General features: G+C 37.7%; 22 protein-coding genes. 15 read left to right on the forward strand and 7 right to left on the reverse strand.

Annotated features, from left to right (window positions below; genetic code table 11):
* Positions 1–129: 129 nt before the first annotated feature.
* Genes SFC47_RS03405 through SFC47_RS03415 form a run of 3 tightly spaced genes read right to left on the reverse strand, consistent with a single transcriptional unit; the run spans position 130 to position 3,839 of the window.
* Entirely contained in the window at positions 130–1,239 is a 1,110-nt protein-coding gene (locus SFC47_RS03405) for a Ger(x)C family spore germination protein (RefSeq protein ID WP_411252837.1), read from the reverse strand.
* Positions 1,232–2,356, reverse strand: a complete 1,125-nt coding sequence (locus SFC47_RS03410) for a GerAB/ArcD/ProY family transporter (RefSeq protein ID WP_411252838.1) — start codon at positions 2,354–2,356, stop codon at positions 1,232–1,234. Before SFC47_RS03410 ends, SFC47_RS03405 begins: the two co-directional genes overlap by 8 nt.
* Positions 2,349–3,839 carry a spore germination protein gene (locus SFC47_RS03415; RefSeq protein WP_411252839.1) on the reverse strand — a complete coding sequence of 497 codons (1,491 nt, stop codon included), beginning with the start codon at positions 3,837–3,839 and terminating at the stop codon, positions 2,349–2,351. Before SFC47_RS03415 ends, SFC47_RS03410 begins: the two co-directional genes overlap by 8 nt.
* Before the next feature lie 196 nt (positions 3,840–4,035).
* On the opposite strand from SFC47_RS03415, the gene SFC47_RS03420 reads away from it, so the two are divergent.
* The 11 genes from SFC47_RS03420 to SFC47_RS03470 all read left to right on the forward strand — a co-directional run bounded on the left by SFC47_RS03420 (position 4,036) and on the right by SFC47_RS03470 (position 15,190).
* Positions 4,036–4,227: a hypothetical protein gene (locus tag SFC47_RS03420; RefSeq protein ID WP_411252840.1), complete on the forward strand. Its 192-nt coding sequence runs from the start codon at positions 4,036–4,038 to the stop codon at positions 4,225–4,227.
* A gap of 529 nt (positions 4,228–4,756) precedes the next feature.
* Positions 4,757–5,773: an amidohydrolase family protein gene (locus tag SFC47_RS03425; protein WP_411252841.1), complete on the forward strand. Its 1,017-nt coding sequence runs from the start codon at positions 4,757–4,759 to the stop codon at positions 5,771–5,773.
* 63 nt (positions 5,774–5,836) lie between these two features.
* Positions 5,837–7,183: an MFS transporter gene (locus SFC47_RS03430; RefSeq protein WP_411252842.1), complete on the forward strand. Its 1,347-nt coding sequence runs from the start codon at positions 5,837–5,839 to the stop codon at positions 7,181–7,183.
* A 156-nt stretch (positions 7,184–7,339) separates the two neighbouring features.
* Positions 7,340–8,782 (forward strand): sigma-54 interaction domain-containing protein, encoded by a 1,443-nt coding sequence (locus SFC47_RS03435; protein WP_411252843.1) that lies wholly within the window; start codon positions 7,340–7,342, stop codon positions 8,780–8,782.
* 432 nt (positions 8,783–9,214) lie between these two features.
* Positions 9,215–9,736, forward strand: coding sequence for a CoA-transferase (locus SFC47_RS03440; RefSeq protein ID WP_411252844.1), 522 nt, complete (start codon positions 9,215–9,217; stop codon positions 9,734–9,736).
* Between the two features lie 30 nt (positions 9,737–9,766).
* On the forward strand, positions 9,767–10,105 hold the full coding sequence (locus SFC47_RS03445) for a cupin domain-containing protein (protein WP_411252845.1): 339 nt from the start codon (positions 9,767–9,769) through the stop codon (positions 10,103–10,105).
* Between the two features lie 25 nt (positions 10,106–10,130).
* The gene (locus SFC47_RS03450; RefSeq protein WP_411252846.1) at positions 10,131–10,913 is read left to right on the forward strand and encodes an SDR family NAD(P)-dependent oxidoreductase; all 783 of its coding nucleotides are present in this window, start codon (positions 10,131–10,133) and stop codon (positions 10,911–10,913) included.
* Positions 10,914–10,935: 22 nt separating this feature from the next.
* Positions 10,936–11,892 carry a 3-hydroxyacyl-CoA dehydrogenase family protein gene (locus SFC47_RS03455; protein ID WP_411252847.1) on the forward strand — a complete coding sequence of 319 codons (957 nt, stop codon included), beginning with the start codon at positions 10,936–10,938 and terminating at the stop codon, positions 11,890–11,892.
* Positions 11,893–11,922: 30 nt separating this feature from the next.
* The gene (locus SFC47_RS03460) at positions 11,923–12,861 is read left to right on the forward strand and encodes a cyclase family protein (RefSeq protein ID WP_411252848.1); all 939 of its coding nucleotides are present in this window, start codon (positions 11,923–11,925) and stop codon (positions 12,859–12,861) included.
* 61 nt (positions 12,862–12,922) lie between these two features.
* Positions 12,923–13,771, forward strand: a complete 849-nt coding sequence (locus tag SFC47_RS03465; RefSeq protein ID WP_411252849.1) for a beta-keto acid cleavage family enzyme — start codon at positions 12,923–12,925, stop codon at positions 13,769–13,771.
* A gap of 111 nt (positions 13,772–13,882) precedes the next feature.
* On the forward strand, positions 13,883–15,190 hold the full coding sequence (locus SFC47_RS03470) for an MFS transporter (protein ID WP_411252850.1): 1,308 nt from the start codon (positions 13,883–13,885) through the stop codon (positions 15,188–15,190).
* A gap of 255 nt (positions 15,191–15,445) precedes the next feature.
* Here SFC47_RS03470 and SFC47_RS03475 read toward each other — a convergent pair whose 3' ends face one another.
* On the reverse strand, positions 15,446–16,096 hold the full coding sequence (locus SFC47_RS03475) for a CoA transferase subunit B (protein WP_411252851.1): 651 nt from the start codon (positions 16,094–16,096) through the stop codon (positions 15,446–15,448).
* A 24-nt stretch (positions 16,097–16,120) separates the two neighbouring features.
* A complete protein-coding gene (locus SFC47_RS03480) occupies positions 16,121–16,822 on the reverse strand; it encodes a CoA transferase subunit A (protein ID WP_411252852.1) in 702 nt (233 codons plus the stop codon).
* A 123-nt stretch (positions 16,823–16,945) separates the two neighbouring features.
* On the opposite strand from SFC47_RS03480, the gene SFC47_RS03485 reads away from it, so the two are divergent.
* Entirely contained in the window at positions 16,946–17,863 is a 918-nt protein-coding gene (locus SFC47_RS03485; protein WP_411252853.1) for a LysR family transcriptional regulator, read from the forward strand.
* Positions 17,864–17,948: 85 nt separating this feature from the next.
* On the opposite strand, the gene SFC47_RS03490 is transcribed toward SFC47_RS03485, so the two are convergent.
* The gene (locus SFC47_RS03490) at positions 17,949–19,997 is read right to left on the reverse strand and encodes an AAA family ATPase (protein ID WP_411252854.1); all 2,049 of its coding nucleotides are present in this window, start codon (positions 19,995–19,997) and stop codon (positions 17,949–17,951) included.
* 171 nt (positions 19,998–20,168) lie between these two features.
* On the opposite strand from SFC47_RS03490, the gene SFC47_RS03495 reads away from it, so the two are divergent.
* The 3 genes from SFC47_RS03495 to SFC47_RS03505 all read left to right on the forward strand — a co-directional run bounded on the left by SFC47_RS03495 (position 20,169) and on the right by SFC47_RS03505 (position 24,406).
* Positions 20,169–20,558 (forward strand): hypothetical protein, encoded by a 390-nt coding sequence (locus SFC47_RS03495; RefSeq protein ID WP_411252855.1) that lies wholly within the window; start codon positions 20,169–20,171, stop codon positions 20,556–20,558.
* A 208-nt stretch (positions 20,559–20,766) separates the two neighbouring features.
* A complete protein-coding gene (locus tag SFC47_RS03500; RefSeq protein WP_411252856.1) occupies positions 20,767–22,800 on the forward strand; it encodes a YhgE/Pip family protein in 2,034 nt (677 codons plus the stop codon).
* A gap of 157 nt (positions 22,801–22,957) precedes the next feature.
* Entirely contained in the window at positions 22,958–24,406 is a 1,449-nt protein-coding gene (locus SFC47_RS03505) for a glycoside hydrolase family 1 protein (protein ID WP_411252857.1), read from the forward strand.
* Positions 24,407–24,875: 469 nt separating this feature from the next.
* Here the strand turns inward: SFC47_RS03505 and SFC47_RS03510 are convergent, their stop codons facing one another.
* A complete protein-coding gene (locus SFC47_RS03510; RefSeq protein ID WP_411252858.1) occupies positions 24,876–26,183 on the reverse strand; it encodes a M14 family zinc carboxypeptidase in 1,308 nt (435 codons plus the stop codon).
* Positions 26,184–26,215 lie beyond the last annotated feature (32 nt).

Below are 26,215 nucleotides of genomic sequence, written 5' to 3' on the forward strand. Positions count from 1 at the left end.
AAGCCTGGTAAGTATTTAACCTACCAGGCTTATATTTTTTTAATAGGAAATTGGAGAGAAGGTCTGAAGCAATGGTATGATGCCCATGATTGGGAAAAAGACCGGGAGAACCGTCCCCATGGTCTTTTTTCAGTAAATAAGTCCTCTGTTAATGATTTTTACCTTAGTATGTGATGTTATTTTGATTTCGGGATAATCCTTACTCCAATTCAATTTTTTCCAAGTTTTAGGATGATGGGCGATCAGCAATCTTCCGAGTCCTAGTGCATCACAATTTGCTTCCTGTAAGGTTTGGATGATGGCGGCCATATCCTGTTCAATTCTTTGGGAAATGATTTTACTCACCTCATCCAATTCTTTCTGACCTTTCAGACTTTTTCCGTTATATTCGTTTATTTCTGCAGTCAGGTTAAAACTCAATGTGACACGGGGCTTAAAGCCTTTCGTTGAGATAGCAATGTCTCTTTTCGAATCTCTTATTGTAAAGGAGATATAATTTCTGAGATCTTTTTCTTTTTTGTAACGTACCATCAGTCTCGTATTTCTGTGTTGTTTATTTTGCATCAACAATAACAGACCGGGATATTCTTCTTTTAATGTTCTGCCTGTGTAACGGTCGCCGTTAAAGAGAGCAACACCCGTCAAAACAATATCTTTATTCTTTAATTCAAGATATGGGAGGACGAAATCTTTACCTTCAGCACTGATTTTATTTTTGATGGTCTGCTGGTTTTCATGTGCAATGACAGAATTGATTTCGGCGTGTTCTAGTAATTTGGTTAACGCTTCCCCAATTAATTTATTCTGATATTTATTTATTTTTATGACATCTGCCGCTTTTCCTTTTGTGACTACGACGCTTGCGGCCAGTGTCAATTTCGGATCCCTTAGATAGGCATCTAAATAGGGAGTGATAGAATCCCTCGCCAGTTTTTCACCCAGTAAAATCACTCGTATTTTATTGGGTGAATAATTCCCGACAGTTTTTTTATCGATTTTAATTCGGGTATCTCTTATGGTGTGACCTGACTCGCTCACGGTGCTGTTTACGGTTTCGTTTTGACCTCCTGATATTTGTTTAGTACCTCTGACCGCAACAGTTGTTAATATTTTGTCCTTGCTGATTTTATCGAAAGACCCAACTACAACGACGAAATTTTTCTTCAGGGGATTCTGGTCCCAACAACCTGTTAAGAAAAATAGTAAGGTTAAGCACAACAGAATCGTTTTTTTACTCATGAATTTCCCTCGCGTTCTGCACTTTCTTTTTGAATAAGAATGAATACACCAATAAGAACAAAGGGATGACGATGGTAAACAATAAGGCAGTAATACTGAATATCTTTGATAATGAATCAACAATTCCTTTTGCTTGCGGGAGGAATCCTCCTACTAAGAAAAGAATGATGAACATCATTCGGTTGCTGTTTTTTTTATATTTCTTATTATTCTTATCTTTAAATAAATAACGTGTTGCCGAATTGGCTAAATGTAAATAGATAACTGCAGCTGCAATCGCCATGATGACCCAAACGGATAGGAAAATCAGGTCAAGCCTTTCTAAGATTTCAAATAACGTCAGGCTTTTCAGAAGGAACAAGGTAGGTTCCACGATCGATTGGATTTCATTTCCGCTAAAATAGACTGTACATAAAATAGTGATATACAAAAAGGTAAACGTGACAAATAAAGTGGAGTAAATCGCCGCCATTATCTTTTTTTTGTTTTCCCCTTTTACGAATGGAAAGATGATCAACAAGCTTTCAAAACCCAAAAAAGATACAAGTGAACCATTAACCCCTTTCATGATGTCCATGATTTTGACTTCTTGTATGGGAAGCAGGTAATTCCAATCCGCATGCTTAAAGCCACTTATGGAGAATAGGAATAAAAGCAAAGTAAACCAAAAGGCGAATTGGCAAAGGCTTGCTATGTTCCTCAAACTTTCCTTTCCGAAATATAAGCCATACATCACTAGAATTAAAAACACGAGCCATTGGGGTGTTGCTAATAATATCCATCTGCGTAATGTCGCCATGTAACCGAAGCTGATAATGAAGGAAGCGAACAAAAAATAGAAAGCATAGGCAGCCGCAAACAATTTCATTGCCCATTTACCGAAAAGCTCATTGAATATATCGAGGATATTCATGTTTTCGAACCGTTTGAACAATAACGAATAAATGAGTATGAAAAGGATACAAACTAGGCCAGTAAGGATAACCGATATCCATCCATCATGTTTGGCAAAACCATAGACCGTCGCTGGCAGACTGATGACGCCAACAGCGAGTTCTGCTTTTACAATGTAGAAAAAAAGCTGTAATGGCGTTATGGTTGTATGTTCCTTACTCATTTTCCTTCCACTCTTTCTTTCCGCTGGACAGTCTTTGTCCGCTAGAGTTGGTTGATGTTGCAACTGTTTTCATCTTCCAGATGGGAATGCGGATAAAGGTGTCCTTCCAATCGTTAAAGCGAATCGGGGCTGCTGGTGCAAAATAAGGAACACCGAACGACCTCAATTTAATTAAATGCATCAGTACAAATGTCCAACTGAAGGCAATTCCGACAATTCCTAGAAATGCAGCTGCAATCATCATCGGAAATCCTAAAATCCTCATAGAAAAGCTCATTTCGTGAATAGGATTGACGAACGAAGAAATTGCCGTCAATGCGATGACAATGACCATGATGTTGGAAACAATATTCGCCTGTACAATCGCGGTTCCGATGACGAGTCCTCCTACCACACCGATGGTTTGTGAGATGGAGCTCGGAAGTCGAATCGCCGCTTCCCTCAAGAGTTCCAAAATGAGCTGCATTATGAAGGCTTCGACAATGGGCGGGAAGGGGACATAGTCGACGCTGCCTTTCACTGCTGTCACCAAGTCAATCGGGATGATTTCATAATTGAACGATACGATGGCAATGTAAAGTGCAGGGAGAGTGACACTCATGAAAAAACCAACTAACCTGATGATGCGCAAAAAAGATGAGATGATTGCCCTTACATCGAAATCATCAGGTGACTGGTAATAAGAAAAAAAAGTGACGGGCATAATCAAGGCGGTTGCATCTCCTTCCACCATGACAGCGACCCTACCTTCCATAAGATTAGAGGCTATTCGGTCGGGGCGTTCCGTCTTCAAGATTTGCGGGAAGATGGAAAGGGAGCTGTCCTCGATGAATTCTTCCAACTTTCCAGAGGTCAATCCGCTTCCGATTTTAACGGACGTGATCCGTTTTTTTACGGTGCTGACGAGTTCTGCACTTGCAAGATTCTCCATATAAATGACTACAATATTGGTGCTGATATTTTCACCTATCGGAAGAATTTCCGTCTTCAAGTCGGAAGAACGAATCCGTTTTCTTATAGTATTGAGATTGGTTGAAATGCTTTCTACAAATCCGTCATGGGAGCCATAGACAACTTTTTCCGCCATTGGCTCTGTTAAAGTTCTGTTTTGAAAATTATCAGTCTCGATAATATAGGCTTCGCGCATGTTTTCGACGAACAGGACAGTGTTCCCGTTGGTTAGCCCTGCCTCAGCTTTTTCGAAGTCATCTGTGAGTTCAATATTGGAGATGGGAAGGTCGATTAACATATCTCCTTCTTTTAGTTCACAGATTGGCTTGATGATTCCTTCATTGATGATACCCTTGTCAGCGATGGAGTCGAGATAGACGATACATATTCGTTTATGATTAAAAAGAAGCGTTCTTGTACGTAAATCATAGTTGTGTGTGAATCGTTCTTTTATCTTTTGAATATTTTGATCGATGTTTCTCTCAATAGTTCTATCGATGTTTGTCTTTTCTGATTTTGGATTGGTCGACATAACTTCTCCCATAGGAAATATTTTAGGATTGGTATTGTTATTTTTTGTTAATTGGATGGATAATATTCTTGTTTTATGGTTCTTTTAATGTTATTTGGAATTTCAGGCAGGAAGGATTGCAAAGGTGGAATATGAGTACATAAAAAAGCTGGTTTCATCATATTTATCATCAAAGAGAGGTTAAAGAGGTGAAAATATGTTTGGTAAAGTTGGCAGAAAATTCATTTGGTATCTACTCAGAAGTACCGCTTTTACTGCCTTGATCGGATATGCCCTATATAAGGCTGGCCTCATATCATTTCCAGGTTACCCTATTAAACCACAAAGAGAACTGAATAGTAGAGAACGTAATCGAAGTAGACGGATTGGAAAAATTCGAGTTTCTTAGAAATTTTATAAAATATCTCTGTCCATGTTGTTTAAATATTTCAAAATGAAAAAATAATAATATTAAAATAGTCCAATTTCTTTAATAGTGGAGAAATTTGGGCTTTTTTTTATTTAATTCAATGAACTTCTTAATGACAACTTTGTATGTTTATTGGCTACAGTTTTATTGACGAGAATATTAGTAGGTGAAAAAGGGGGAGTAATGACTCTCAAATAATCTTGTAAGGAAATAGATATAATTTGACTAAGTTACTCTCTTTTATCGATACATTTTTTTTATGATGATACAAAAATCTATCATAACAAAAAACATATACCTCAAGGATTTTCTTGGATTCTTCAATAAGTGATACATTTTTTTATCAGTTTGATTATAAAAGAGGACCTACTCAGGTTATAAGTTCCGTGAAGATAGTAATCTACCAATAAAGATTTCAAAAGATTAATGGTTGGCACGGTTTTTGCAAATACAATTTTGTAAGCGATTTCTTCACTGCTTTAATAAAAATTCAAAAGGGGAATTTCACATGAAAAGAATTGATTTTGAAAATCATTTTTACGATCAAAGTTTACTAGAGGCTTTCTCTAATAGACAACAGCCGCCATTTTACAGAAAAGAAACTAATGTCATAACATGGACAGATGCGATTACAATGCCTCAAGATGTTATCCTCCCACAGTTGTTGGAGGTGGCCGAAAAGCGAAATCAGCTTATGAAAGAGCAAGGGGTAGATATTGTTATATTAAGCAGTTCACCGGGGCCGGAGCAATTGGATGAAGAGAATAGTATTGAGGTATGCCGGAAGACCAATGATGCAATGGCTGCAATTATGAAAAAGTATCCAACCCAATATTTAGGAAGTGCCATTCTGCCGGTCAAAAATCCAGTTGAGGCTTGTAAGGAATTGGAAAGATGTGTAAAGGAATATGGATTTGTATCATGGCACACCCATTCCAACTATGGGGACGGTGCACCAGATGAAGAATTTTATTTCCCGATCTTCCAAAAGGCTCAGGAACTTGGTGTATATGTCTATTTGCATCCACAACTTCCAAACGATATGCGTGTAGAGGGATATGGATTTACTGTGGCGGGGCCAGCATTAGGATTTACTTTGGACACAATCATCACGATTACTCGAATGATTGTATCCGGGTTATTTGATAGGCTGCCGAACTTAAAAGTAGTTCTCGGTCATTTAGGTGAGGGACTCCCGTTTCTATTGGATCGAATGGACAACCGAGTAAAATTCCTGCCAAACCCTTTTATTAAATGTAAGGAAGATGTAAGCTATTATTTTAAGAATAATATTTATGTTACAACTAGCGGGAATATGAGCAAAGAGGCTTTTATTTGTACAAAGGAAGTATTGGGAATTGATCGAATCTTATTTGGAAGCGATTACCCCTATGAATCTCTGCCGGAAATGATGCATTTCCTATCAGATGTTCCTCTGACAGAAGAAGAAAGAGAGAAATTATTCTATCGAAATGCAATTGAAAAATTAGGAATAAACCTGTACCAACATAATCATCACCTTTAAGTATAACTCTCAAATAAAAACATTGGTTATAAAAAAAAATATTAATCCCTAGGGGGAACTTGAATGTCAAAAATCAATATAAATGAGTTTATCGGAAAAAGTAAATTGAATAAATTTCATCTTCTAATGTTCACGTTGTTTTTTTTGATTATGACATTTGATGGATTTGATATGGTGATATATGGTGCAACTTTGCCTGTTTTATTGGAACAATTCCAAATGAACCCGTCACAAGCAGGTTTTATTGGCAGTTGTGCTTTAATCGGTGCAGCAATCGGTGCACTACTTTTCGGCTATATGGCAGATAAAATTGGCCGTAAAAAGGTAATTATCATCTGTACGATTTTGTTTAGTCTTGGAAGCATACTGACAGGTTTTTCGAATACCATGATTACCTTTGGTATTTTTCGCTTTATTGCTGGTATAGGTCTTGGTGGTGTAATGCCGAACATAGTCTCCTTAACCACGGAATATGCTCCAAACAAGAATAAGGCAGTGATGGTTGCAGTGATTTTCTCAGGAATGCAGGTGGGAGGCATCTTAGCATCAGGGCTAACGCTATGGCTTTTAAAAGGTTTTGGCTGGAAAGTATTATACATTATTGGAGGCTTTCCACTCTTGTTAGTGCCACTATTACTGAAATTTCTTCCGGAATCAGCTGTTAATTTATACAAAAACGATCATTTTGGAGCTTTAAGAACCATTTTTAGCAAATTACAACCAAATGCTTATTTACCAAAAGATGTAACTTTTGAATTGAATGATATTGAAAAATCTTCTGTTTCCGCGTTATTTAAAGAAAAAAGGGCACGTAATACTATTTTAATTTGGGTCGTCTTTTTTATGAATATGTATATGATATTTGGCGTAGGAACCTGGCTTCCACAATTAATGATTAAGGCTGGATTTGGACTTAATTTTTCACTATTATTCCTGCTAACATTAAATTTAGGCGCATTATTTGGCAGCAATATAGCAGGGTTAATTGTAGAACGTGTCGGTTATAAAAATACTTTAGTGAGTTTATATGTAATAGCTTTTATTTCAATCACACTCCTCGGATTTACCACCAATTTATTTGCGGTAGTGGTCCTTGTAGCATTCGCTGGGATTGGATTTTATGGCGGCCAAAACGTTGCAAATGGTTATTTGTCGCTTTTCTATCCTCCTTCTATGAGGTCAACCGGCATGGGATTTGCCTTTGGTCTAGGACGATTTGGTGCCATTTTTGGCCCGACCATTTCAGGATTTATCGTGTCAATGGGTATGGATCTTTATGTCAGCTTTCTTGCGGTCTCCATCCCTGGAGTAATCGCTGCCCTTGCGGTACTTACCATCCGGGAAGGGAAAAGCACTCTACAATCATCCAAGAATAATGAAATGGGAGAAACAGAAATTCAGTTAAACTAGAAGTATACACAAAAAGGATCATCAATTGTGATCCTTTTTGTGTTTTATTTAAAAATTATTTGTATTCTGCAAATTAGTAAATTACAATAGTAAAAATAATAGCGCTTTATTTATAAGTAAGAATTTTAGTAGTTTTAAGGAGGCGGAAATCTTTTTATGAAAGCATCACCTACTGTGCATGATGGAGTTTTTAGTGAAACCCAAAATGAAAACAAACATATAGTTATTGATGGTTTTGAACTGGGTGATGAGCTTTCTGATGGAATACTAGTAACCGATCATAATGGTGTAGTGTTACGAATTAATAAAGCATACTCAAAAATAACAGGTATTTCAGAAGAAGAAATGATCGGCCAGCATATGCAAACGTTTGTAGAAAAAAAATACATTAATAAGCCTGTATCATTATTAGTATTAAAAGAAAAAAAGAAGATATCGATCATGTCTACAACACCATCAACAAATAGTAAGGTTTTAGTAACCGGAACGCCAATATTTGATAAAAATGGTGAAATAGCTCAAGTATACACTATCGTAAGAGATTTTACTGAGCTGGTCCTGTTAAAGGAGAAGCTTGAAGAAAAAGAACGAGAAAACGAAAAGTATTATAAAGCATTACAACTATTAAATGAAAATAAAGGTAATACAAGTTTTATTGGAGAATCAACCCCTATTATTAAGATTAAAAGATTGATTGAGCAAGTTTCAAATACCGATGCCACGGTCTTAATTACCGGGGAAACAGGTGTTGGGAAAGAAGTTATCGCGAATGAAATAGTAAAAAATAGTTCAAGGAATAAACAGCCCTTTGTTAAAGTAAACTGCTCGGCGATTCCGGAAACACTGTTAGAGTCGGAGCTATTTGGTTACGAAAAAGGCGCGTTTACAGGAGCGCAGCAAAAGACAAAATTAGGATTATTTGAAGAAGCCAATCACGGTACAATCCTCTTGGATGAGATTGGTGAAATGCCGATGAAGCTGCAAGCAAAACTATTACGCATCATCCAGGAAAAAGAAGTTGTAAGGATTGGAGGGTCACGGCCGATTAAGATTGATGTACGAATCATTGCGGCTACCAATCAAAATATACTCAATCAAATAAAAGAAGGCAGCTTTAGAGAAGACCTATATTATCGCCTAAATGTAATTCCTTTTGTGATGCCGCCATTAAGAGAAAGAAGCGAAGACATTTACCTTCTTGTTTATCATTTTCTTAATCAGTTTAATTCCAAATACAATAAACAAAAAAAGATTGCACCTGAAGAATTGGACTTATTAACGAATTATCAATGGCCAGGAAATATTAGGGAATTAAAGAATACAATCGAGCGTCTGGTTATAATTGGAGAAAACGAATACATAACTAGGGATATTATTATTCTTACATTAGGTGAGGAACACTTTCCTAGTAATATAGGAAAAAAAATTATGCCTCTGAAAGAGGCCGTTGCAATATTAGAAAAAGAGATTATAACCAACGCCTTAAAAAAATATGGCAGCACACATAAGGCAGCGAAGGCATTGGGTGTAACGCAGCCGACGGTATTAAGAAAGGCAAAATCCCTGGGAATAACTGATTGGAAATTTAATAATGATTAGAACCACCTTAAAACTCTTTATCACGAAATGAATTTATTTCGTGATATAAAGAGTTTTTTATTTTGGAACAATGAATGGGAGGGGTCAAAAGAGAAGATGGTGATACATTATTGTATCGATTGATAAAAATACGCATCATTATAAAGCTCATATTATTGTTCAATAAATTCGGCTCAATGGAAAACTGATAAAAAAAAGTATCAGACTCGAAACATAGTTTCATTTGAATGATTTTTTTAAGCTTAAAATTCTCAAAAAAGCCGGGAATATACTAGTTATATGAATTTATATGAATAACTCATGAGTTAATTAAAGTTGGCACGGAACTTGCAATTATAAAAAGTGTAAATGCCAAACTACAAAAGTGCCAAAAATAATCAATCCGACAACATGACAAAACGGTAGTTATTATTTCGTAGGTGGTGAAAATGAATGCGCAACAGCAAGAAGCATTTAATTGCAAAGCGGATTGCAGAAGAATTAATGGATGGAGATGTGGTCCATCTTAGCACCGGCTTGCCTCAGTTGGTTGCTGATTATGTTGTTGATAAAAAGGTAAAAATAATTCTTCAATCATTAATGAGTTGCGGAGGGCATATTGATTTTGCCGTTCTCGAGGCATTGGAAGTAGATGAAAAAGGAAACCTTGCTATTGATATAGCCTCAAGTATTGGTAGTGGTTTGGATTTAATTACAAGGGCAAACAAGGTGCTTATTGCCATGACGCACTCATCAAAGGATGGAACTCCCAAAATATTGAGAGAATGTCGTCTGCCTTTGACCGCAGTTGGCCAAGTGGAATTAATTGTTACCAATCTAGGTGTAATCGAAGTGACACCAAACGGACTTCTTTTGAAAGAAATGGCTTCAGGTGTAGGACTGGAAGATATTTTAAGTCAAACAGAAGCTGACCTATTCATTAGTGACGAATTAAAAACAGCAGCTTTCATTTAATAAAATGGTCCTTGAAAGGAGGTGTGCAGTATGAAAAAGGTTGATTTTTCAAATGTAAAACCATATAGTGCTCCATTGCATTTCGATTGTTCCACTTTAAAACTTCATGGAATTGAAGAAACAGGAACCACAAAATTCTGGATGGGAGTTACTCATTTCCTTCCGAATGGTGGTGCTGAATATAGCTATGAAGATTCTCCAACCGAGAAGGTTTATGTCGTGTTGGATGGCGAGGTCACCATTAAGACAAAAACAGAAGACTATGTTCTTAAAAAATATGATTCTATTTTTCTCGCTCCAAATGAAGGCAGATCCATTATCAATGAAACGAACATGCCTGCTACGATGTTAGTGGTCGTTAATTATTAAAATTTAAAAATAGGTGTGATAATTGATGGTTAAGAAAGACGAGGTAAAAAATCAATTTAATCTTGAAGGAAAGGTTGCCATCGTGACCGGTGCAACCGGAGCCCTCGGAAGTGCAGCTGCATGGGGTTATGGGTATGCTGGGGCAAAGGTAATGCTGACAGCACGTACTGAATCAAAGCTAAAGGCACTCTGTGACCAAATGCAAGCTGAAGGAATTCAATGTGCATATCGCATAGGAAATCCCGCAAATGAAGCAGAGGTAGAATCAGTTGTTGCAGCAACGGTTGAAGAATTCGGCAGTATTGATATTTTAATGTGCTCGGCTGGAATGAATAATCCTAAACCAATTCTTGAACAGCCAACAGAGGAATGGGAAGCCATTATGGATGCTAACGTGAAAGGAACTTGGCTTTATTGCAAAAAAGCTGGACAAGTGATGAGAGAACAGGGGAGAGGCGGAAAAGTCATTCTCGTTTCATCAACCAGAGGAAAGCTTGGTATGAAGGGGTATACGGCATATAGCCCATCAAAGGCAGCTATAGACCTTATGGCTAAATCGCTTGCATGTGAATGGGGAGAATTCGGGATTAATGTGAATGCAATTGGACCTACGGTATTCCGTTCTGACCTTACAGAATGGATGTTTGAAGACGATACAGCACGGACAAAGTTTTTAACACGGATTCCAATCGGAAGGCTTGGAGAACCAGAGGATTATGTTGGAGTTTGTACGTTCCTGGCTTCTTCTGCAAGCGATTTCATTACAGGAACAACGATTTACGTGGATGGTGGATATTTGGCTGGCTAACGGTAGAATGTGAGGGAGCAGTTTGAGTAGATATAGTGATATGAAAGTAGCGATTTGCGGATCCGGATTAATGGGCACTGGCATTGCTCAGATTTTTGCAAGCCGCGGGTTCAATGTCAGCATTTATTCGGTTGAAGATTCAGAGGAAGAAGTACTTCAGAAAGTGGAAAATAATTTAAATATCATGTTAAATCGGGATGTACTAACGACAAAGGAAGTACAGGATGCCTTATCAAGACTAAATATTACGAGCCAGTTGGAAGATGCCGTAAAAGACGCTGGATTTGTAGTGGAATGCATTCCGGAAGATATGAATTTAAAACAATCACTTTTTGAAATACTTGATAAAATTTGCGAGCACCATGTTATTTTAGCTACAAATACGTCTGTAATGAGCATAACGGAAATTGCCCAGAAAGCAGAGAGAAAGGAACGAATCATCGGGACACACTTCTGGAATCCTGCTTACTTAATTCCATTGGTCGAAGTGGTCCAAACAAAAGATACTTCAGAAGAAGTGATTCAACAAACTATGGGACTATTAAGTTTTCTTGGAAAACATCCAATTAGAGTGAAAAAAGATGTTCCTGGTTTTGTTGCAAATCGTTTGCAGCATGCACTTTGGAGGGAGGCAATTTCAATTGTAGAAAATGGAATCGCAGATGCCAAAACAGTCGATGATTCGATCAAATATGGATTTGGGATGAGGCTTCCAATCCTAGGACCAATGGAAAATGCTGATATGGTGGGAACAGACTTAACCTTGTCAATCCATAGTTATCTATTAAAATATCTCGAAAATTCACCTGAACCATCGCCGCTATTAAAAGAGTTGATAGCAAAAGGAGAACTAGGTTTTAAATCCGGCAAAGGATTTCAGGAATGGTCATCTGAAACAATAGAGAATTCAAGAAAAAAATTAAATGAATACTTACTTGATGTAACAAATGGAAACAAAAAAACACCAATAAACCAATAACATACAAAGGAACTTTAGGAGGAATATAAAATGGGTAAAAAAGTATTAGTAGATTTGAGTCATCCTTTTCACGCAGACATTCCAGTTTGGCCATATTTTGCAAAACCAAAAATTGACACGATGCATAATCTTTCAAAAAGTGGTGTACTAACTCAAAAAATCGATGTTGTTATGCACTGCGGTACTCATGCAGATGCACCACGTCATGTTATGGAATACGAATTTGACGGCAGACGGGCACGTTATACGCATGAAATGCCTTTAGATGCCTATTATGGAGACGCTGTTTGTCTAGATATTCAAGTTGAACGTTGGGGGCTTATTAAAGCTTCACATCTTGAGGATGCTTGCAGACGTGCAAACATTAAACCAGAAGAACTTAAAGATATGGTTGTATGTTTGAGAACAGGTATGCATCTGAAATTTGACGAAAGCAAGGAATATTATCATTATTCCTGCGGAACAGGTAGAGAAGCAGGGGAGTGGTTTGCAAAGTATCAGCCAAAATGTGTGGCTATGGATATGCAAGCTCTTGATCATCCTCTTCATACAACAATGGGTAAGAACGGTGGTTCTCTTGCAATGGAGCTTGATGGTTATTCAGGAAAAACCATTACGGAGGAATACATTGAGCAATTTGGAATTGAGGCATTCGCAGAGTTTAACAAGGAAACTTATATAAAGGTACATGGAATTGAAAAATATATGCAGGACTTCGGAAAACTGGAAGAGCATCGTCTAGAAGGAACATGGGAGCCTTGCCATAAGCACATGCTGGGTAATGGCATAGTAGGAATCGAAAACCTTGGAGGAGACCTGGATAAGGTTGTAGGTAAACGCTTTAAATTTATGGCATTCCCTATTCGCTGGTGGTTAGGTGACGGCTCTATGGTTCGCTGTGTGGCAGAAATTGATGAAGATGATTTGAATGATGCACCAGAGCGCGTTTATCCATTTGGAGCAATCTAAAATACTTTTTCTATAGATTCCTAACTTATACAATATCACGATAAAAGAAAGTGGGAAAAAGATGAGCAGCCTTGAAAATAAAGTCATATTAACCGTAGCTCCGACTGGGGCTTGGCCAACTAAGGAAGATACTCCTTATATTCCATTACAGCCTGAAGAAATTGCTGATGAAGTGTATGCTTGTTATCAAGCAGGAGCTTCGATTGCACATATCCATGTTCGAGATGATGAAGATCGTGCTTCCATGGATTTTGATAAATTTGAACAAACAGTAAAGCTGATTAGAGAGCGCTGTGATATTGTTCTTAACTTGACTACTTCAGGCGGATTAGGATTAACAGATGAAATTCGCATGAAACCATATATGGAGTTATTGCCAGAGCTTGCATCCTATGATTGTGGTTCTATGAACTGGTCACACTCGACTGTTTTTGAAAATAGTCCTCACTTCCTTGAAAAATCAGGGTTGAAGATGCAGGAACTAGGAGTAAAACCAGAGATTGAGATTTTTGATGCAGGCATGATCTACAATGCGCTTTATTATATAAAAAAAGGTGTCTTAAAAGAACCATGCCACTTCCAATTTGTCCTTGGAGTCCCTGGTGGAATGGCGGCAACAGTAGAAAATTTAGTGTTCTTGAAAAGTTTAATTCCTAAGAACTCTACATGGGGTGCACTAGGAATTGGTAAGGGACATTTGCCTATTCTCTACGCAACATTAGCATTAGGTGGTCATTTACGGGTTGGGATGGAAGATAATATTTACTATGCAAAGGGCCAATTGGCCAAATCAAATGTTGAATTTGTAGAAAGAACAAAGAGAACGGCAGCCGAATTGGGTAAGGAGATTGCGACGCCTGATGAAGCGAGGGCTATTTTAGGGTTAAAAAATAGCATTCTAACTAAATAAAACCTTGATACTACATATCCCCTAGACTCACCTATATCTAGGGGATATGTTGTTATAAAATGATAGGTTTTCAATATCCAGTATTTTTGTTAGTAAAGAGGAGGTTTTTCTATGGGAAATGAGACTAAAATAAAAAATGACTTCGGGCCAAAAGGCTGGAGTATGATCATCTTTTGTATGCTGATGTATTACAATTTTGCTGCTTGGACAGCGGATGGAATAAACATTTTTACCCAAGGTTATGCCAAAGAATACGGTTGGGATCCATCTGTTTTACTTTCCTTTTCAACACCTGCTAATTGGATCGGTGTTATTGGGGCACTAGTATTTGCACAGATTGTTGTAAAAAAGGGATCACGTTTTGTTGCTGCGGTGGGTCTAATTGCACAAGGAATTATTTCAATTTGGTTTGGTAATATTCAATCTGTGCTAGCCTATGCGATTGCAATTTCTGCGCTAAACTTTTTCGCCTCAGGATTTGGTTATGTGGTACCAGGTACGATTATGAACGTTTGGTTTCCTAAAAAGAAGGGGCTGGCTTTAGGATGGGCCACCATGGGTATGGGCTTTTGTACGGCCACCTTTGTCGCACTAATTACTTTTTCATTTTCAAAATTAGGTATCTCGATGACAATGACAATCGTTGGCGTTATTCTTATCGCCCTAGGAATTTTATCTGTTTTCTGGGTAAAAGATACACCAGAATTAGCTGGAGCTTATCCAGACAACGATCCCCACTCTCAAGAAGATCTCAAAAAAACAGCATTGTTAATGCAATCATACAAAAGTCCTTTTACGGTAAAGAAATTGTTAAAAGATAAGGATATGTGGCTTATTTCACTGGGATACGGTTGCGTTTGGCTAGTAACAATCGGAATTGTTAGTCAGTACGTTGTACGATTAGTTTCTGTTGGATACAGTGAAAGTTTCGCACTTTCCATGCTTAGTACGGCTGCGATTTTCTGTTTAATTGGCAGTTATTTATGGGGGTGGCTTGATCAAAAAGTAGGTACAAAAAAGGCCAGTATGATTTATGTCTTGTCCTACATTTTGACCATCATTTTGCTGCTTCTTGATGGAAATGTAATTTTAACATTTATCACGGCCATTGCTGTTGGTTCTGGTCTTGCAGGTATTAAGAACTTTATTACCTCTATGACGGGTACGGTTTACGGACGTTATGACTTCGCTGCGGCAAACCGGATGGTTACTCCAATTGCTAATTCAGTACGTGCTCTTCCATTTGTTATTCTTGGTATATCTATGAAGTTCACGGGAGGTTTTAATTTGGCTTATATGATCTTTATTGGAATAGATATCTTAGGATTAATCCTAATTAGTCGAATAACAAATGAATGTAAAGGTACGGTTAGTTTAAAGTATATGGACCAAAACAGTGTTATCAAAACTGCAAAGTGAAATTTTGGATTTTTAAAATTTATTTTAACTTGTCTTTGTAACTATATTATTCAAAATCCCGTGGGTATATTTCCCAAGAAGTCCCGCAATTTTATATATAAGTTCGAAGTTAATATGACATTAAATACCTCCAAGTGATGATTGCTAGGAAATTTATTTTGTTACATTTTTGGAAAGTAGGGGAGAGTTCTCCAGCCAATTTTGTTCCGTAGGACAAACAAAAAAAACAGAAGAACACTCCCCATGGTCACTCTTTTAAACTTCCAAAAGCTCAGGAGAAACTGTAAAAGCAGCTTCGGTTTTTTCTTTTACTTCAGCGACTGTTACACCGCTGGCTGTTTCGATGAGTACCATGCCTGATGGTGTAAAATCAAATACGGCTAAATCGGTGATTAAACGGTGGACAACTTGTTTTCCCGTTAACGGCAGACTGCACTGTTTCTTGATCTTGGACTCACCATATTTATTTACATGTTCCATAATCACGACAACCCGTTTAGCGCCATTTACTAGATCCATGGCTCCACCCATACCTTTGACCATCTTACCTGGAATCATCCAATTCGCAAGATCACCCTCTTCAGACACTTCCATGCCGCCGAGGATAGCTACATCAATATGTCCGCCACGTATCATTGCAAAAGATTCAGCACTGTCAAAAATAGATGCTCCAGGTACAGTGGTAATCGTTTCTTTACCGGCATTAATTAAATCTGGATCCTCCTGGCCATCAATAGGGTATGGTCCAATGCCCAGGAGTCCATTTTCTGATTGTAATAGTACATTAATATCTTCAGGAATTTCGTTTGCTACTAAAGTCGGCAATCCGATTCCAAGGTTTACATTCATTCCATCTTTTATTTCTTGTACTGCTCTTTTTACAATTGATAACCGAATGTCTTTCATATAAAATCATCCCCTTATAGTAAATTAAGAATGGACTACCGTGCGTCGCTCAATTCGTTTTTGATAGTTGGTTCCTAACAGAATCCTCTGTACATAGATACTTGGTGTATGGATTTCATCTGGATCTAGTTCTCCTGCCTCGACAATTTCCTCTACTTCTGCAATCGTGATTTTACCGGCCATTGCTGCCAAAGGATTGAAATTACGCGCTGTTTTCCGGAAGACAAGGTTACCAAGCGTATCTGCTTTCCATGCTTTTACTAGAGCAAAGTCTCCAACAATTCCACGTTCAAGGAGATATGTTTTTCCTTCAAATTCTTTTACTTCTTTTCCTTCTGCAATCGGCGTCCCAATGCCTGTAGCTGTATAAAAACCAGGTATCCCGGCACCGCCTGCTCGGATTCGTTCTGCAAGAGTTCCTTGAGGAGTTAATTCAACTTCTAGTTCGCCGCTAAGAAATTGCTGTTCAAAAATTTTATTTTCTCCAACATAGGAAGAAACCATTTTCTTTATTTGCTTGTTTACGAGTAGGAGACCTAGCCCCCAATCATCAACCCCGCAATTGTTACTAACCACTGTTAAATTTTTTGTACCTTTTTCTTTCAAAGCTTGGATTGCTTTTTCCGGAATTCCGGATAAACCAAATCCGCCTACAATTAACGTTGCACCATCTTGGATATCTGAAACCGCTTCCGAAAATGAAGTAAGTATTTTACTAGTTTTCATTTATTTTTCATCTCCTTAGTCAGAATATTCTACTATTAAATAGTTTACATTCCATCAACTTATAAGTAAAATACATAAATAGAATAAATGTTATGAATTTCTGGAATAAATGGAGGGGCTAACTTGGAACTTCGTGATTTAAAATCTTTTATTGAAGTTGTTAATCATCAAAGCTTTACAAAAGCCGCAGCTCATTCATACCTTTCACAGCCGTCATTCAGTAAAGCGGTAAAAAAGCTAGAAGTAGAATTGAATGTGGAATTGTTCAACCGTACAACCCGCCATTTACAATTGACAGATGCAGGTCAAATTGTTTATAAACAAGCGCAAAAAGCATTCTCAGCACTTTCTGAGATAAACAATCTGCTTGATGATTTAAGGAATGTTGTATTTGGTGAGATCAAAATCGGTATTCCACCATTAATTGGTACTTTGTTTTTCCCTATCTTAGCGAAGCAAATCCAGGAAAAATACCCTAACGTTTCCCTTCAGTTAGTTGAACGTGGTGCAAAACTAATTGGCCAGCTTGTTGATAATGGAGAGGTGGATCTCGGCATCGTGGTGCTCCCAGAAGATGATACAAAGTTTACTATTCGTCCTTTTATAACCGATGAATTTGTTCTTTATGTACATAAACAGCATCATCTTGCTAACAAGAGTGCCGTTTCAATTCGTGAGTTAAAAGGAGAAAAGTTTATCCTTTTTTCTAAAGAATTTACCTTGCATGATTATATTAAAGATGCTTGCATTGGTGCAGGATTTATCCCTGAGATCTCCTATCAAAGTTCACAGTGGGACTTAATCGTGGAACTTGTTTCTTCTGAATTTGGTATAGCTTTACTGCCAAAGTCTATTTTTCAAAAACAAAATAATAGTAATCTACAAATTGTTCCAATAACGGAACCAACCATGTATTGGCGGCTCGGTATTATTACGAAAAAGGATGCCTATCACACATTCGCCTTGAGAGAAGTCCTGAAATTACTAGAAACGGGGATATCGTCTGGTATAGAAAATCCGTCACCTGATATTATTCAATGATTAAAGAAAGAAATGCAACTTAAAAAAGATGCAGGCATATTGGCAGCCTGCATCTTCATTATCATCACTGATTGTGAGAGGTAGATTATTTTTGCGTAAGAACCTGGTATAGACGGTCTAGTGCTTTATTTAAATACCGATAATAGGTTGATAGAGATAGATTTGTTTTCTTGGCAACAAGTTCATGTGGACGAATTCCTTGTACAAATACAAATTTCAACAGTTTACCTAGAATTGTATCTGCATCCTCACCGTCAATCAGTTGGTTTACCACACTTAATATGTCTCCTTGTATAAATTTTCCTATATTATCATTCGAAAAATCAGATTTGGTCCGATGGGGAAACATGTGGAAGTATCTCTCGCCCAACTCAGGATTGATATGGAGTTTTGAATAATTTTTCATGAAAATTTTAAAATCATTTGCATCATAAGTTGTATTGGGTTCGTTTGGAGTTTCGCCCCCCGAACTTTTTGAGAGTACTCTATCAAGTTTTGTAAGATAGTCTTCTTGTGTGAGATCAAGAATAAATCCGCGGAATTCCGTCCCGGATGGAGTTGTGCCATTTGACCAAGGAGCGGGTTCAAATCCGCATAACTCTAGAACAGGAAACCACTCTTTTAAACAGGTAAAATCTATGAGCCATTCTGATTTTGAAAAATGATTAATGAGTGTATTAATAATATACGTTTGTGTTTTGGCGGCAAGCTCCGGCAGAAGGCCGACAAAACATACTAAATATGAATTGGGAATTGGCTTCCATCCATTCAAAAAGGGTTGAAGGACGGAATCTGTTTCTAATACCTTCAGCATTTTGTCATGCAGTGGAATTTTTCCAAAAAAAGCAACTAATTCATTTTCCTGCCAGATGGTAATAAATGAGGAAGGATCAACCTCCCATATCGGACGAATTAGTCGTTCCATCAGAATATCACCGGAAGCTTCAGGTAATACGAAGTGATGGTAGCGCAGGTACAAGGATTGTATTATAGGAAGGTCATCAAGATAGCATCCCCGCACTTCGACATTGTCTAAATGACCGGTGAAACAAATATTCCGAACGAGTGGATTTTCATGTAGACTCATTTTATCTAAATGTAATTTCTGTCTTAAAGTTGGATTAGAACTTTCTTCCATTCTAATTTGTGTTAATGCTTTCCTTCTCATTTGCTCATAGGCTTGTGGTTTCCTTAGCATCAAATCTTCAAGTGCCCATGATCGTACGGCATCATGAAGCATCCAGCCATCTTCCTTTAAAATAATAAAAGGCATTTTGATCAGTTTTCTAAAAGATTCATAATCTATTTCTTGATTTAATAATGCTGAAAGCCGCTCTTCATTAAATCTCCAAAATACAGACGCTGCCTCGAGGAGTCTTCTTACTGGGGCTTCCAATCCTTCGAATAGTTCTTCCATCAATACCGAAATAAGCTGATGTTGTTCCACGCGTGCCAGCGGTTTGTATCGATTTCCCTTTGACATCATTTCAGCAACAAGTGTCATGGCAAGTGGAATCCCACGAGAAAACTGGAATAACTGTGATTTTGTCTCGTTGCTCACCAAACCCCGTTTTCTTGCATATAAATCCACATCGATAGGTGTCAAAGAGGACAAGTGCAAGGTTTTAATAAAATTTGCCCAGCCTGAACGGAGCCATCCCCCTGTGAGTGGATGCCTTCCAGCCGTGATAATTCTAACAGATTCTTCGATCTTCCCAAGCCACTCCGGAAGCCATTCCTCTACGGACCGCCAATTTTCAAAAGTATCTAATAAAAGAACGATTTGACTGTCCATTTGGGCCGACCTGCGAATGATTCTGTTCACTATTTCCTCTTGATCTTGTTCATGCAAGTCCCATTCACCTGCTCTCCTGAGCTGAGAGGCCAATTGAACCAGTACATCCTCTTTAGACCTTATCGTTTTACTTCCATCTATGAAGTAAATCTCACCGTTATCCAATTCAGCCATGAATTGATGAAGAAGTGTGGACTTACCAATGCCGCTTTGTCCATAAATATGAAGCCACTGACTCTTTTTATGTCCAGCAGCATGATTTCGTAATATCTCAAGTTCCTTTTCTCTTCCTACAAAAAAGTTACGTTCTACTCCATTGAGCTTTGCCTGAATTTGCATCTATCTTATACCCCCTTACTAACTTAATATTCTATATTTTACATTTCATTCCTTTTTTTGAGAGTGAAATGATATTGCGTGTGAGAGTGTTTTTTGATTATATTTATCTGAGAAAATCCAATTTTAACAGGTAAAGTAACGATAACATTAGGCAGGTGCTGCTAATTGAATATGCTGATTTCAAAAAAAATAAAGAATGCATTAGAGTGTGTTTTTCCCTGTTATATTACCACAGTTCCACAAAATGGGATTTCATCAAATATCTCTTTATCTCAAGTATGCTATATAGATGAACGACATATTGCCTTGCCAATCCAGACTGCAAACAAATCCTCCAAAATTGTTCTTGAGGATCCCATTATTTATGCAGAAGTGGTTGACCCAGAAACATTACGAAATTGGAACCTAGAATTAAAATATTTAAGCACTGTCGAACAAGGTCCTATATTTGATAAAATGGCTGGAAAGTTAGCTGCGATGTTTTCATTAGTTGGAATGGAGGACCTTTTTTACTTAGAAGGAGCAGAGATTTATGAAGTGTTAGCTGTAAGTGATAACTAATGGATTCATTTATTGAAGGTAAACAGTTTTGAATATGATATACTTATATTCCTTGGCAGGGGCACTACAAAAGTAGCAGAGGGCAAAAAAATAAGCCCCCTGCTATTTTTTTATGGTCTAAAGTTTCATACAGGTCCCATTTCAGCATAAAAACCACATTAAATACAACAATAAAATTATTATGTTGTGAATGGGTGTGCTTTTAATAATGAGGAAAATATGGAGTATCTATACGACTGATTGGAGAAATATCTTTAGTGTTCCAACAGTTGCATTACTAGTGTTGGGACTGATGCTTCTACCATCAGCTTATGCTTGGTTCAATATTAAATCCATGTGGGATCCGTATGGGAATACTTCAGGGATAACTGTTGCCGTTTCAAATGAGGACGAAGGTGCTTTAGTCAGTTTAACCAAACAGAATATTAATGTTGGCGACGAAACAATAAAGAATCTTAAAAAGAATGATAAGCTTGGCTGGGTGTTTGTGGACAAGAAAGAAGCCATACACGGTGTAAAACACGGTGATTATTTTGCTTATCTCGTAATCCCAAAGGATTTTTCAAAGAAAATTATAAGTATTTTAGAGGCAAATCCAGAAAAGCCAGAAATTTTATTTGGCGTTAATGAAAAAATCAATGCCGTTGCTCCAAAAATTGCTGGTTCCGGTGCCACAGGGGTTACTTCTCAAATTAGTGAAGCTTTTATCAAAACAGTAGGTGATGCGATTTTTTCCGCATTTTATAAAGCCGGTGTGGAACTAGAAAAAGATTTACCATCTATTTTCTCTGTTGAAAACCAAATTTTTGAACTAGAAAAGGCGCTCCCGCAAATTGAAGAAATGGGGCAGAAAGCGATTGAGTTAGAAGGAAAATTACCAGAGATTCATGCAAAAGGGCAGCAGATTATTGAATTGGAGCAGCGGATTCCTGACCTCGACCGGGTGGGGGCAAGTATTCTAAAAGTAGAAGAAAGTCTTCCGCTTGTGAAGGATGCAGGTGAACAAGTATTGGCAATACAAGATAGACTAACAGATTTTTCAACAACTTCCGCCATCATCGAGAAAGTTTTAGCAAATATAACTGAAATAGAAACACAATTAAATCAAGCGATAGAAAGTATTGATGCTGCAAATCAGTCAGATACAGCCACAAATCCTGAACAATTAACTTCGTTATATAAAGAATTAACTAGCATTCGTGGGACCATAGAAGTTACTCGGGATGACCTGCAGCAAAAGATAGACCAGGTAACGGGTGGTATAGACACAGCAGCTGATTTCATCAGAAACGACTGGCCATCCGTTGAACAAAAAATCCATAAAGCAGCAAATTTTGTACGAAATGACTTGCCGAAAGTAGAGGACAATATTCGTAATGCTGCTGATCTTATTCGAACCAAGCTTCCCGCAGCAGAACAAGCGATACATAAAGCAGCGGATTTTGCCAGAAACGATCTACCGGGATTTGAGGAAAAAGTAAGGACTGCAGCAGATCGACTCAGGAAGTTAAAAAACAGTATGGATATTTATGAATTGATTCAATATTTAAAGCATGACCCTGAAAAGGAAAGCAGTTTCTTAGCGAAACCGGTCCTGTTAAAAACAGAGCGGATTTTTCCGATACCCAATTATGGTTCTGCCATGACTCCATTTTATACAATGCTTTCTCTTTGGGTTGGTGGCACACTTCTTGTTTCTTCGTTACGTGTAGATGTGGAAGACCCTGAAAGTCAGTATAAGCACTATCAAATCTATTTTGGAAGACTATTAACTTTTTTGACTATTGCCATCTTCCAAGCAGTCATTGTAGCATTGGGTGATTTGTATTTAATTGGTGTGTATGCTGCTGATAAATTATGGTTTGTGCTGTTAAGTATCTTTATAAGTATCGTATTTACAATTATGATCTATACTCTATGTTCCGTGTTTGGCAATATTGGTAAGGGTTTATCCATCATCTTGCTGGTATTGCAAATTTCAAGTTCGGGTGCAACTTTTCCAGTAAGCTTGACGCCTGCCTTTTTTCAAAAATTACATCCCTTTATGCCGTTCACATATGCAGTCAGCATTCTCCGTGAAACCGTGGGTGGAGCCATTAAACAAATTGTCATAAAAGATGCACTATACCTGCTTCTGTTTATTGGCATTAGCTTCCTCATCGCACTTGTATTAAAAAAACCTTTAGGAAATCGGATTCAGCGTACAGCAGAGAGAGCAAAATCTACCAAGATAGTTCAATAGTGACCGTGGGAGTGACCGTGGGGACGGTTCTCCCGGTCCTAAAGGACCAGAAGAACCGTCCCCATGGTTTTTTGGTTTAAATAAATTATGAAAATCAGAGCACTTTATTAGAGTAGAAGTTAATGCTAGAACAATGTAATTGTCTAGGGGGGTCAAAATGATGAAAGATTCACAAAGATTACTATTTCCTGAAGGTTTTTTATGGGGTGGTGCAACCGCAGCGAACCAGATAGAAGGCGGGTTTAATGAAGGGAATAAGGGTCTAAATATTGCCGATGTTCTGCCGGGCGGGAAGGAACGCCTTAACATATTAATGTCGGCTGGTTTTAACTTTGAAATCGACCGCGATAAATATAGTTATCCTAATCATGAAGCCATAGATTTTTATCATCGCTACAAAGAAGATATCGCTTTGTTTGCTGAGATGGGCTTTAAAGTGTTTCGAATGTCTATAGCCTGGACAAGGATTTTTCCAAACGGTGATGAAGTGGAAGCAAATGAGGAAGGTTTGGCTTTTTACGACCGGGTTTTTGATGAGCTGCTAAGGTATGGTATTGAACCAGTCGTAACGATTTCTCACTATGAAATGCCGCTCTACCTAGTTAAAAAGTTTGGAGGCTGGAGAAATCGCCAGGTTGTTGGTTTTTTTGAGAGATATGCCAATGTCATTCTGAAGCGATACAGTGATAAAGTGAAATATTGGATGACCTTTAATGAAATCAATGGGGCCTTGAAGATGCCAATAATGAGTATGGGGTTTTCTCCTCTAAATGAAGAAAGTCGTTACCAGGAGACTTTCCAGGCTTTTCATCATCAGTTTGTTGCTAGTGCTATAGCAGTAAAAGCTTGTAAGGAAATTATTCCTAAAGCAAAAATAGGCTGCATGATTTTGTTTGCGCCTGTTTATTCTTACGACTGCAATCCACAAAACATTCTATTCGCGTTAAAAGAAGAGGAATTATTTAATTATTTCTGTGCAGACGTCCAGGTACGAGGGGAGTATCCAGCATTTTTAAAGCGATTCCTTAAGGAGAAAAATATTGAAATAAAAATGCAAGAAGGTGATTTAGATATAATTAAGGAAGGTACAGTGGATTATATTGGTTTAAGCTATTACATGTCACGTACGGATAAAAAGGAGAAGTCTGAAGGCGAAAAAGCACAAGGAAATATTGTGGGCGGAGTAAAAAACCCATTCCTTGAGGCAAGTGATTGGGGCTGGGAAATTGATCCTGTAGGTTTAAGAATCAGCCTAAACAAGCTATATGGAAGATACCAGATTCCATTATTTGTTGTGGAGAATGGTTTAGGGGCATACGATCAATTGGAAAGTGACGGTTCGGTTATTGACGATTATCGGATTGATTACTTACGTGAACATGTAAAAGCCATGCGAGAAGCAATTGCAGATGGTGTGGAATTAATGGGTTATACAAGCTGGGGATGCATTGACTTAGTTAGTATGTCAACAGGTGAAATGTCCAAGCGCTACGGATTTATTTACGTCGATAAGAACGATGATGGAAGTGGAACCCTGGAACGCAGGAGGAAGCGTTCCTTCCATTGGTATAAAAAAGTAATTGAGAGTAATGGAGAAATTCTCTAAGATTCTACCCATTACTAATTACTTAACTTTAAGACTAAATTAAACCCATTCATGTTGAATGGTTTAGTTTAGTTTTTTTATTGGAATTAATCAGCTTAAAAGCCTCGATACACATTTCTTACAGGTGACCTTGCCAATTTCAATAAACTTGATTTTTCTAAGTGTTTTCCTTTTAATTACTAAGTCGGAGTGATACCTTATACCACAAACACATGAATTAATATCTTTTACAATATGAATCTTTTTTTTCTGTTCGATTAGTGGATATAACATTATTTCACGCCTTTATTCAAAATTGTTCTTGATAAAGAACTACTTGTTGCAAGTATAATCCATATGTAGGTATTTGTAAATGTTGTTGGTAAAAATAACCAATATAATGTGTGCCCAGAAATAATAACTGACCCAAAAGTAATGGTAAAAAACTTTTGGGTCAGCCTCAGGTGTATATTCTTTTTATAAGATTTGGTTAATCCCTTGTGGTAGGGTCTTCAATTCTGTTTGTTGATTCTGGAATAGCATCATAAATCGCCGGATCCACTTCATGAATCGATCCATCTGCAAGACCTTTAAATACCTCAAATAATGGTACTTTAACTGTTTCTTTTAGCATACCGGCTTGTTTTTGTCCTAATGTTTGGGATTGCCCTTTGATTTCAATAAGCATGATAGCTGCGTCATTTAAAGCAAAGGCCCCAAGTGCAGTTCCTGGAAGGTTAACGTCAGGATATTTTTGAATGGCGCCATAATGTGAGTTACCTCTTTGAAGAGAAAGATTGGCCAGTGCATTCACTTGTTTACCTAGTTTCAAAACGTCCTCATCCACTTCATAGTGTTTACCTGTGAATGGATCTGTGTAAGGATCTGCCACTACAGCAGCTACTTGAACAGGAACGGATCTGTTATCTTCATCTGAAAGTGTATTAAATCCACGGTGGTGAACATCAACAAAAACATCTGGTTTAAACTCTTGAAAAACTTTTGTGACCGAACGTGCTTCAGCTGTTACATAGAAACCGCCATAATTGCTGTTATTAGTCGCATTACTATTCAGGAATTCCGCTACTTCAGCTGGGTCTTCATTTTCTACCCTAAAATCCAAATTCGGATTATAATCTCGGTTTTGGTCGTAACCAGGGATTCCGTATACCACACGGCCATCATTTGCCTGACCTCGTTCACTGCCATCTGCATTATAGTACCAAGGCGCCAGAGTACCTGTAGGAAGAGCTATATTTTCCGGAAGCCAGGTTTGGTGAGTATAACGAGTAGGGTACCATTTCCCTTCAAATTTATTATCTGATCCTTCAGGATTAATTCTTGGCATTATCCAAATAGACACGTTTTCTAAAATTTCTTCGATATCCTGTCCGCCGCTTGATAATTTTTGAATAATATCAATGGCAGCCTCTGTTCCAATTTGTTCGTTGCCATGGATTTGCGTCGTAATTAAAATTCTTTTTTTGTTTGGATCCGCATCACCGAATTTCACAACATACAATGGATCGCCTTTATCTGCTTCGGTTTTGTATCCATCTAATGTATGGTTAGAATATCCGACAACTTCTAATTTCATTTTCCCTTTAGAGGATGCTTCTAGTTTCTGCAGAGTCTTTGTTAATTCCTCATTTGACATGTAGCTTGATAATGAGATGTTTTGTTCTCCCTCAATATAGGGTCCATTTGGATTAGATTGAGGTCCAGCCAAAGCAGTGGATGAAAGTGTCATCGTTAGTGCCATTGCAGCTGGAATAACAGCCTTTGAAAACTTTTTCATAGAAATTCCCCCTGGTATGTAATAGCTGCCAT

Origin of the sequence: Neobacillus niacini, from assembly GCF_046591715.1 — a bacterium.
Classification (GTDB): Bacteria; Bacillota; Bacilli; order Bacillales; family Cytobacillaceae; genus Neobacillus; species Neobacillus niacini_L.

What these genes read in the sequence shown, in the direction of transcription:
- SFC47_RS03495 (WP_411252855.1), top strand. Translation starts at nt 20,169, where the DNA reads ATGCTGATTTCAAAAAAAATAAAGAATGCATTAGAGTGTGTTTTTCCC.
- SFC47_RS03465 (WP_411252849.1), top strand. Translation starts at nt 12,923, where the DNA reads ATGAGCAGCCTTGAAAATAAAGTCATATTAACCGTAGCTCCGACTGGG.
- SFC47_RS03475 (WP_411252851.1), bottom strand. Translation starts at nt 16,096, where the DNA reads ATGAAAGACATTCGGTTATCAATTGTAAAAAGAGCAGTACAAGAAATA.
- SFC47_RS03500 (WP_411252856.1), top strand. Translation starts at nt 20,767, where the DNA reads ATGAGGAAAATATGGAGTATCTATACGACTGATTGGAGAAATATCTTT.
- SFC47_RS03460 (WP_411252848.1), top strand. Translation starts at nt 11,923, where the DNA reads ATGGGTAAAAAAGTATTAGTAGATTTGAGTCATCCTTTTCACGCAGAC.
- SFC47_RS03405 (WP_411252837.1), bottom strand. Translation starts at nt 1,239, where the DNA reads ATGAGTAAAAAAACGATTCTGTTGTGCTTAACCTTACTATTTTTCTTA.
- SFC47_RS03425 (WP_411252841.1), top strand. Translation starts at nt 4,757, where the DNA reads ATGAAAAGAATTGATTTTGAAAATCATTTTTACGATCAAAGTTTACTA.
- SFC47_RS03420 (WP_411252840.1), top strand. Translation starts at nt 4,036, where the DNA reads ATGTTTGGTAAAGTTGGCAGAAAATTCATTTGGTATCTACTCAGAAGT.
- SFC47_RS03410 (WP_411252838.1), bottom strand. Translation starts at nt 2,356, where the DNA reads ATGAGTAAGGAACATACAACCATAACGCCATTACAGCTTTTTTTCTAC.
- SFC47_RS03435 (WP_411252843.1), top strand. Translation starts at nt 7,340, where the DNA reads ATGAAAGCATCACCTACTGTGCATGATGGAGTTTTTAGTGAAACCCAA.
- SFC47_RS03430 (WP_411252842.1), top strand. Translation starts at nt 5,837, where the DNA reads ATGTCAAAAATCAATATAAATGAGTTTATCGGAAAAAGTAAATTGAAT.
- SFC47_RS03490 (WP_411252854.1), bottom strand. Translation starts at nt 19,997, where the DNA reads ATGCAAATTCAGGCAAAGCTCAATGGAGTAGAACGTAACTTTTTTGTA.
- SFC47_RS03480 (WP_411252852.1), bottom strand. Translation starts at nt 16,822, where the DNA reads ATGAAAACTAGTAAAATACTTACTTCATTTTCGGAAGCGGTTTCAGAT.
- SFC47_RS03510 (WP_411252858.1), bottom strand. Translation starts at nt 26,183, where the DNA reads ATGAAAAAGTTTTCAAAGGCTGTTATTCCAGCTGCAATGGCACTAACG.
- SFC47_RS03440 (WP_411252844.1), top strand. Translation starts at nt 9,215, where the DNA reads ATGCGCAACAGCAAGAAGCATTTAATTGCAAAGCGGATTGCAGAAGAA.
- SFC47_RS03470 (WP_411252850.1), top strand. Translation starts at nt 13,883, where the DNA reads ATGGGAAATGAGACTAAAATAAAAAATGACTTCGGGCCAAAAGGCTGG.
- SFC47_RS03505 (WP_411252857.1), top strand. Translation starts at nt 22,958, where the DNA reads ATGATGAAAGATTCACAAAGATTACTATTTCCTGAAGGTTTTTTATGG.
- SFC47_RS03450 (WP_411252846.1), top strand. Translation starts at nt 10,131, where the DNA reads ATGGTTAAGAAAGACGAGGTAAAAAATCAATTTAATCTTGAAGGAAAG.
- SFC47_RS03445 (WP_411252845.1), top strand. Translation starts at nt 9,767, where the DNA reads ATGAAAAAGGTTGATTTTTCAAATGTAAAACCATATAGTGCTCCATTG.
- SFC47_RS03415 (WP_411252839.1), bottom strand. Translation starts at nt 3,839, where the DNA reads ATGTCGACCAATCCAAAATCAGAAAAGACAAACATCGATAGAACTATT.